The sequence below is a fragment of the Dehalococcoidia bacterium genome (assembly GCA_028711995.1).
GTDB lineage: Bacteria > Chloroflexota > Dehalococcoidia > SZUA-161 > SpSt-899 > JAQTRE01.
In genome coordinates, this window is sequence record JAQTRE010000138.1 from 1 (window position 1) to 7,832 (window position 7,832).

A 7,832-nucleotide genomic window follows, 5' to 3' on the forward strand; every position below is an offset into this window, starting at 1 on the left:
GGAGCATGCAATAGCTTTGATAGCTGCTTCGGAAGACCCGTCCCCGGAACTGGTGCAGTTGAGAGAGCCCGAAGCGATCGGCGCCTTCCACCAGCATCACCGTGGCATTGGGGACATCCACTCCCACCTCGACCACCGAAGTCGATACCAGGATATCGATCTCCCGGTCCCGGAAGCGGCCCATCACCTCCTCTTTGTCCGCGGCGGACATGCGACCGTGCAACAGCCCAAGTTTGAGATCGGGGAAGACCTCCCTGGAGAGACGCTCGTATTCGGTGGTGGCGGCTTTGGCCTCGATGTTTTCCGATTCCTCCACCAGCGGGCAGACGATGAATGCCTGGCGTCCTTCTCTGATCTGCTTGCGCACGAACTGGTACCCGCTCTGTCGCTGCCTGGGGCTGAGCCATTTGGTCTTGATTTCCTTTCGTCCCGGCGGCAGCTCATCGATCACCGATACGTCCAGATCGCCATAAAGCGTCAGGGCCAGTGTGCGCGGGATCGGGGTGGCGCTCATTACCAGCACGTGCGGCCTGGAACCCTTTTGTTGCAGTTCCAAGCGCTGCATCACCCCGAAGCGGTGTTGTTCATCGACCACTGCCAGCCCCAGATCCTTGAACTCAACCTTCTTCTGAATCAGCGCATGCGTCCCGATGAGGATATCGATTTCTCCCCCGGCGATGCGGCGGTGCAACTCTCGTTTTTCCTTCGCTCCGATACTGCCGGTGAGGATCGCTGTTTGGATTGGGCTCCCTCTTTCTTCCAGCAGACGACGGATGTTTTGAAAATGTTGTTCGGCGAGGATTTCCGTCGGGGCCATCAAAGCTGCCTGATGCCCGCTGGCCACAGCCAGCAGCATCGCCGCTGTAGCGACCACTGTTTTCCCGCTTCCCACGTCTCCCTGCAGGAGCCGACTCATGGGCTTGCTTTGTATCAAGTCGCGGCGAATCTCATCGAGGGAGCGCCTTTGGGCGGAGGTCAGTTTGAAAGGCAGAGAGGTCAAGAAGTCTTCCACTCGCTGATCCCCGGCCTCCATCTCGATTCCCTTCACTCCCTCCTCTCGCCGCCGCCTTCTTTCGAACACGCCGAGTTGGATCAGGAAAAGCTCGTCAAAAGCCAGCCGGTGCCTGGCAGCGTCCCGGAGAGCTTCGCTTTCGGGATAATGAGCATGGCCGATGGATTCGGCGAGCCCCATCAGGTTGGCGCGAACCCTCACTTCATGAGGCAGGTCCTCCACGATCTGGGATAACCCCAGGTCCAGCGCGTCCTTTACTGCCTTGCGAACTTGCCGGGGGTAAAGCCCGCTGGTGAGCGGATAGACCGGGACCAGCCTTCCGGTGTGGATCAGGTCGCCGGAGCGGATGAACTCATATTGCGGGGATTGAAAAACCTTCTGTCCCTTGAAGATATCCACCTTGCCGCTGAGGGCGATCTCTGTGTTGGGGGTGAGGCTTTTGGCCAGATACGGCTGGTTGAACCAGATGGCCCTCATTGTGCCGGTCTCGTCGCCGATGATGGCCTCCGTGCTTCGCATGCCCCGGAACGACTTTTTCTGGCTGGCTTGCCAGACTCTGGCGATGACTGTCTGCTCCACCCCGAGTTCCAGATCGGCGATCCGGCTTCTCTGGCTGTAGTCGATGTGCCGCCGGGGAAAGAAATAGAGCAGATCGCGAACAGTGCTCACACCCAGAGTGCTGAGCTTGTTGGCCAGCTTGGCGGTGACGCCTTTGATGGCAGTGATGGGGGAATCGAGTGAGACTGGCCCCTGACCAAGCGCTATCGCAGCCTTAGTCTTTTTGGGTGATTGGGGAGGGGGAGATGTTGGGGGCCTTGACGGCCTGGGAGGTCTCGATAAACGCTTTAGAGTGGACTTGACCCACTTTTCTCGCTGATCCGGCGTGAGGGCGTTGTACCTTGGGGAAGGGGGAGAGATGGATTCGTAGTCGGCCATTGAGAGTCGGGCCAGAAGCTTATCCAGTCCACCAGCCACAGCTGTATCCAGATACCCTTTGGACGCTTCGAACTCCAGGATTTTCCGCAGTTGCTCAGTATTCAATACCTTCTGCCTCACCCCCGTCTCTTTGATGCCAGAGGGGGAAGAGAAGAGATTCCAGGGAATAGTCCCCTTAACTGAGTTGATTTTATCAGATGCAGGGGGTGAAGGCATATAAGAAGGATCAAAATAGAGGCTGAAAACGAAACTGAACAGGCTTCAATTCGATAGGAGGCTGGGTGGCTCAGTTCCTTCCCGCTATACGCGTTCCCACGCATCGGACTCGGCGTCAAAGGCTCGCTTCAAGGCATCATCGATCTCTTTGGCGCCGCAGGGTTTGTTCAAGTAAGCGAAGGCTCCGAGATCAATCGCTGTACATTCCGTCCGCATCTCGCTGTCAATCACAGCCGTCAACATGATCACGATGGCGTTGGGATACATGCTTTTGATGATGCGCAGGACTTCCAATCCGTTCATCCGGGGCATTCGGATATCCAGAACATAGGCATCAAACTCCCGGCGTTTGGCGCATTCGATTGCCTCTTCGCCGCATGACGCGGTGACCACATCATAGCCTCGCTTTGTCAGACCTCGATTGGCAACCTCCCGAATTATAGCCTCATCGTCAACCAGCAGGAGCGACCTCTTGGGTGGAGCCGCTGGCATTTGCTGATAGGCTCTCTCTATGGTATCCTCCACATCTTTCAGCGAACACGGCTTGTTCAAAAAGGCAAAGGCCCCCAGTTCAATCGTCTTTGCCTTCAAATGGTTTTGCTCACCATCCTGCGCGGTCAGTATGATCGCCATCGCGTCAGGACACAGATGCCTGATCTCAGTCAGCAGTTCCAATCCGTCCATTCCCGGCATTCTGATATCTAAGAGATACGCATCGAATTTTTCTTCTCTGGCCATAGTTATGGCTTCATCGCCGCATGATGCCAACAGCACTTCATACCCTCGCTTTCTAAAGGTTCGGGCGATGACGTCCCGCACCGCAGCCTCATCATCTACAACCAGCATGGTCCTTTTTGTCGGAACTGCAGCCACTGTATAACTCCAACAAGTAGTTCACAAGTACAGCACAGCGCTCAGAACTCACTTCCCTCAGATGCCGCACACTCATCAGCTCTCAGGCTGCCGATGAGCCTCTTTGCCATTTCAACAACGTTGGCCGCTTTGAAGGGTTTCATCAGATAAGCGAATGCCTCGTGCCTGAAGGCTTTGTTCTGCGACTCGATATCCGACACGGCAGTCAGCATCACGACAGGAATATCGGGATGCTGGGTATGCATGATCGACAACACATCCAGCCCGGATATCTCCGGCATGAGAATATCCAGAAACAAAAGGTCGAAATGGCTTTGGGATATTCTCTCCAGGGCATCAAACCCATTTCCCACTGCGACAACGTCAAATCCCTCCCTCGTTAACGACCGAGTCATTATCTCCCGAATCGATTTCTCGTCATCGACCACGAGGATTGACCCGGTACTCGTGTCTCTGTCTCTCATTTGCGCCTCCCGGCTTGTTCAAGTTCGGGCTCAACCCTCGACGAAGCGGCAACCAGAGGCAGATCAATGGTGAAGATCGCCCCATTCCCAGGAACGCTTTCTGCGCGTATTTCTCCGCCATGTTCCTTGATGATCCCATAGCAAATACTGAGACCCAAGCCGGTTCCCTTGCCCACGTCCTTGGTGGTGAAGAACGGCTCGAATATCCGGTCGATAACCTCGCAGGGTATGCCCGGCCCGTCGTCGGCAAAGGCGATTCTGATGTGTCCATCGAATGCCTGGGTGCTGATGGTCAGTGCGCCCTTCTTATGATCTTCCTTCATGGCATCATAAGCATTGTTGATCAAATTCAAGAACACCTGTTGCAGTTGATTGCCGTCGGCCATGGCGTCAGGGAGGCCGGGATCGAAATGGCAAACGATTTCGATGTTGCCCATGGCCAGATCATGGGCGCGCAATTTGATCGTATCCTCAATCGTCCGGTTCACGGAGACGGCCGCCTTATTAGATTCGTACTTCCGCGCAAACGAAAGTAGATTCCGAACGATCTCAATGACCCGTTGAGTCTGTTTTTGGATGATCTGGAAGTCTTCTCGGGAGTCTTCATCCTCGGCCTCTTCCACCAGCAATTGCGATATGGCGTAGATGGCTGTCAAGGGATTGTTGATTTCATGCGCCACTCCCGCGACCGTCTCCAGTACCACCCGAATTTCGCCGTTCTTGCGGATGCTGCGGTATTCGTAGGCCGAACCGGACTGCCCCTTTAGCATCTTGATAGCGTTCTCCCGGACTACCGCTCGGTCTTCTGTGTCACTTTCACCGCTTTTCGATAGATCACTAACCAGCCGGATATGCAGCAACGGCGGGTCTGTTACTCTTAGGGTATCGCACTGGCTTGTCTTGTCCAACGTGGACAGCACTGAATTTGCTTATATGCCATCCTTCAGGAATACTTGGGGATACCTTGTAGAGAAGTGAGAGTAGACGCGAGGTTATGGTTGGTGCCGGTTTGATGTTCTTGCGACCGGGCCTGCCGGGAGTATCCAGTAAGCATATATCCTATGCGATTTCGCAGCCGCTCGCGCGGTTGATCTTCCGTGGAAGCCTGGGTTCGGGAGATGATCCGGAGAAGCCAGAGGCTTTACCGCATGTCGCAAAGACGAAGAAGTGAAATGCCTCCAAGGGAATTCGAATCCCTGTTTACGCCTTGAAAGGGCGCTGTCCTAGTCCCCTAGACGATGGAGGCATGAAACCCGGACGGGAGAGTCCTCAACCGGACACGCAAAAGTATATCAGAGTATGGAGGCAGAAACAACTCTATGCGCTGGTTGATCTTTCCACAAAACAATCCGCACTGGAAGAGATGTACGTGGATATTATGGAGAAGAAAGGAAGGAAATGTGCGACGGTATCAGGTGACGGGGAGATGAGATCGCTTCTATAGAGCGGATATTCGGCAGTCTAATCTGTCCCCTAAGCATAGTATCGAAATAGTCAATCCACCCCCACCCTTTTTGGGAACTTTTGAACTTGGTGGATACCCCCAGACACCCAGAAGGAGGATTCCTTCTCCTCTCTTTCGACATTCTGCTTAGGCCGTGTTCAACCCCCGATTCCAATAATTATGATCTTATGCTTTCAGGACTATTTTCGGGATCACACTACAGAACTTAGGCTAATCTACCTCTTATACCACACTCAATATGTGATCCAGCCGTGGTGATGAAGGTCGTTGCTGATCAGGTCGGAAATGGCATTCGCTATTTTCTACGTGTATGAAACCCTCCCTGTGACTGTTGAAAAAGTCCCAAGGTACTCCGGCCGAGTAACCTTGGGACTTTTTCTGCTGATATACCTTTTTAAGCTGTGATATGCCGAGACGAACTCAGGGCATATTTACTCAGGACTTTTTCACAGCCTCACAGTAACCAGTATATTCCTCTGTGTAGTTACCATCTTCGTCAAAGCACTTCCCCTTTAACACATAGACTGGAGCTACATAATCTTGTTGTTCATCCATGCTTTCCATCCAGTATCCCAATTCTATTTCTTGAATTGAAACATGAGCACAACCAGGTGGCAAGGAATGAGAGCCCAAGCCGCCTTCCAATTGTTTGTAAGCTTCCTCCGGGCTCTTCACCTCAAAGTCTTTGTAGGGCTCAATGTTCCTCCAGGCCCTGACGATGCTTGCAACTTCTCCTCCATCTGTAATGCGTACACCGAATTTGGCACCTGGACCAACAACAAGATGACCATCGATCATTCTAGGAAACCTGACTAGTAGATGCGTTGGATATTCTTCAACAGTCTTTTCAATAACTTTTCCTGTTTCCTCCACCATTTCCAAATAAACCTGTGAGTAACTGCCACCATTCACGATCTCGCAAGCCTTGATTTCTTCATTGGACGGCAGAAGCGCAATGTCCTCAAGGAAATCTAGCGCGATCTGTTTTGCCTGTTCGTTGGAGGGCAGATCGGGCTTCAATGAAGGATATAATTGTGCTCCGGTGTCGCCACACCTGAGTTCAATAGCTCCAGAATCAACCCAAACTAATAATTGAAGACTCTGTCCTCTTGAATATCCCATCATGGAGATCTTCTTACCATCCTCCACCGGCAGGGCCTCTCCATCAATCCCTAGGATTTTGCCGATCTCTTGTACTGCGGCAGGAGTAACTTCTCTGTTCTTAACACGGTACACCATCAGATCGTGCTGAGTGGGCAAACGGCTGGCAACCAACTCAAAGGCTACATTTTGGTTTCCGCCAGCTATGTTTGGGAATGATATTCCCAGATCAATGGATTCTTGATCCGATCCCGAGTGAGTCAAAGCTGAGAACCCACCAATGCCAATAGCCACGAGCAGCAATGAAATGACAATCAGTCGTTTCATTAGATTCGCCTCCTTTCTTGTTAATGGATTTCCACCTGCGGTCGCCTATAATCTAGCGAGCGCTTCCGCCTGTTAGGACATAACTATGTGCAGGTGTAGTCCCAAACGGACTTCCAAGAATCAACTGAGGGATCATAAGAATTGTCCCAGATGTAGTCATTGCCACACTGATCGTTCTCGCCGATTACACGAAGTTGGACCGAGGAAGGCTGATAAATGTCTCCGCCCCAGAACCACGCGTCCTTGACGGGCACTGCTGGACAGTATGGGCCATTTCCTACCAAAGCCCATGCCACTTGGTAACCATCAAGACCATAATCGTATATGGTATTTTTGGCACCACATATCAAGTGGGAGCCATGCATGGCTCCTAGCCCCCAGTATCCTGCAGACCCATTCCTCAAGACCTTACAGCAATGTAACAGTATCCACTCCACGTCTTGGTCGCCCCAGTAGCATTCATATGGCAATACCCACTCATCATCATGAGTAGTATCCCCAAGTCGAGGAGCAGAGATATCGGATGAATAATCAGCACCATGCCCTGAATAATAAACAATATCAGCAGCATCGACATGATTCTGATCATCTCCCCCTGATGCTGCTTTCTTGAACATCTCTTCATGTACATTCCCGTTTTCTAGCCCATCCCTGATTGTAAAACCTGCCTCTTGCTGAAGAATGCCGCGAAACCCGAGAGCATCATCGCAACAGAAATTGAGATCAGGGACATCAGGCTGTGGATAAACCTCAACAGCATATGTGCTGACTTCATAACTGTTTGCGTCATCATCTGCAAAAGCCGGCGATGCAAACATCACTGATATCTGTATCAGTATTACAGATATCATCAGAAGTGAAAAAATACATTTTCTCATTGTCCTCCCCCTTATTTTTTTTGATGTTAGAATCCAGCATTTTGGGATAACTTTGATCAATTCTTTATTTTGACATTCCTCTCTTCTATCCGTGATTCACCTCTTTTCAGCCTCCACCAACCCTCTTCCAGCCAATCACCCCCGGGAAGCAACCAACTGGTTTTGGCTGTTAAATTGAAGACTGATTTAACACTAGCACAGCCATGTAAGTCCTGTCATGATTCCAAAGGGCTAAGTTTGGGCCTGAATAGGGTCAAAAGGGGCTAAACATAGAGGGTCTCTTGGCTCTAGATAAACACCGGACGAAGGGGTATAATGTTTACTTGGCTGATTGGAGATAATGACTGGAATGGGGAAAACAAAGATATTAATAGTAGATGACAATCCGGTTCTCAGAAAAGCGCTCGGAGACTTGCTGAAGTGCGAGGAGGATTTTAAGGAATCTCTGAATAAGTCCCGGATCATGCGATAATAGAGGTAGATCAATTCGAAGGAGTCTGCCGATGAATATTGGACCCACATTTGCCAGCCTGGCGTATGACAATAAGAAAAAGAAGACT

8 protein-coding genes and 1 tRNA gene are annotated in these 7,832 nt (G+C 51.4%); 1 reads left to right on the top strand and 8 read right to left on the bottom strand.

Annotated elements, in window-relative coordinates; all coding sequences use genetic code 11:
* From recG to PHV74_13555, 5 genes are all read right to left on the bottom strand, one after another.
* Positions 1 to 2,068 (bottom strand): ATP-dependent DNA helicase RecG (gene recG / locus PHV74_13535; protein ID MDD5095381.1); only part of this gene is annotated, 2,068 nt, incomplete at its 3' end.
* Between the two features lie 180 nt (positions 2,069 to 2,248).
* Positions 2,249 to 3,037, bottom strand: coding sequence for a response regulator (locus PHV74_13540; GenBank protein ID MDD5095382.1), 789 nt, complete (start codon positions 3,035 to 3,037; stop codon positions 2,249 to 2,251).
* Between the two features lie 41 nt (positions 3,038 to 3,078).
* Positions 3,079 to 3,501 carry a response regulator gene (locus tag PHV74_13545; GenBank protein ID MDD5095383.1) on the bottom strand — a complete coding sequence of 141 codons (423 nt, stop codon included), beginning with the start codon at positions 3,499 to 3,501 and terminating at the stop codon, positions 3,079 to 3,081.
* Complete coding sequence (locus PHV74_13550) at positions 3,498 to 4,421, bottom strand: ATP-binding protein (GenBank protein ID MDD5095384.1); 924 nt, start codon at positions 4,419 to 4,421, stop codon at positions 3,498 to 3,500. The genes PHV74_13545 and PHV74_13550 overlap by 4 nt, the downstream gene beginning before the upstream one ends.
* A gap of 253 nt (positions 4,422 to 4,674) precedes the next feature.
* Positions 4,675 to 4,747, bottom strand: a tRNA-Glu gene (locus PHV74_13555).
* Between PHV74_13555 and PHV74_13560 the strand changes: the two genes are divergently transcribed.
* Positions 4,748 to 4,945, top strand: coding sequence for a hypothetical protein (locus PHV74_13560; GenBank protein MDD5095385.1), 198 nt, complete (start codon positions 4,748 to 4,750; stop codon positions 4,943 to 4,945).
* A 456-nt stretch (positions 4,946 to 5,401) separates the two neighbouring features.
* On the opposite strand, the gene PHV74_13565 is transcribed toward PHV74_13560, so the two are convergent.
* The 3 genes from PHV74_13565 to PHV74_13575 all read right to left on the bottom strand — a co-directional run.
* The gene (locus PHV74_13565; protein ID MDD5095386.1) at positions 5,402 to 6,394 is read right to left on the bottom strand and encodes a hypothetical protein; all 993 of its coding nucleotides are present in this window, start codon (positions 6,392 to 6,394) and stop codon (positions 5,402 to 5,404) included.
* An 83-nt stretch (positions 6,395 to 6,477) separates the two neighbouring features.
* On the bottom strand, positions 6,478 to 7,272 hold the full coding sequence (locus tag PHV74_13570; GenBank protein ID MDD5095387.1) for a DUF6345 domain-containing protein: 795 nt from the start codon (positions 7,270 to 7,272) through the stop codon (positions 6,478 to 6,480).
* A gap of 367 nt (positions 7,273 to 7,639) precedes the next feature.
* On the bottom strand, positions 7,640 to 7,832 hold a 193-nt coding region (locus PHV74_13575), incomplete at its 5' end, for a hypothetical protein (GenBank protein MDD5095388.1).

What these genes read in the sequence shown, in the direction of transcription:
- PHV74_13545 (MDD5095383.1), bottom strand. Translation starts at nt 3,501, where the DNA reads ATGAGAGACAGAGACACGAGTACCGGGTCAATCCTCGTGGTCGATGAC.
- PHV74_13560 (MDD5095385.1), top strand. Translation starts at nt 4,748, where the DNA reads ATGAAACCCGGACGGGAGAGTCCTCAACCGGACACGCAAAAGTATATC.
- PHV74_13570 (MDD5095387.1), bottom strand. Translation starts at nt 7,272, where the DNA reads ATGAGAAAATGTATTTTTTCACTTCTGATGATATCTGTAATACTGATA.
- PHV74_13565 (MDD5095386.1), bottom strand. Translation starts at nt 6,394, where the DNA reads ATGAAACGACTGATTGTCATTTCATTGCTGCTCGTGGCTATTGGCATT.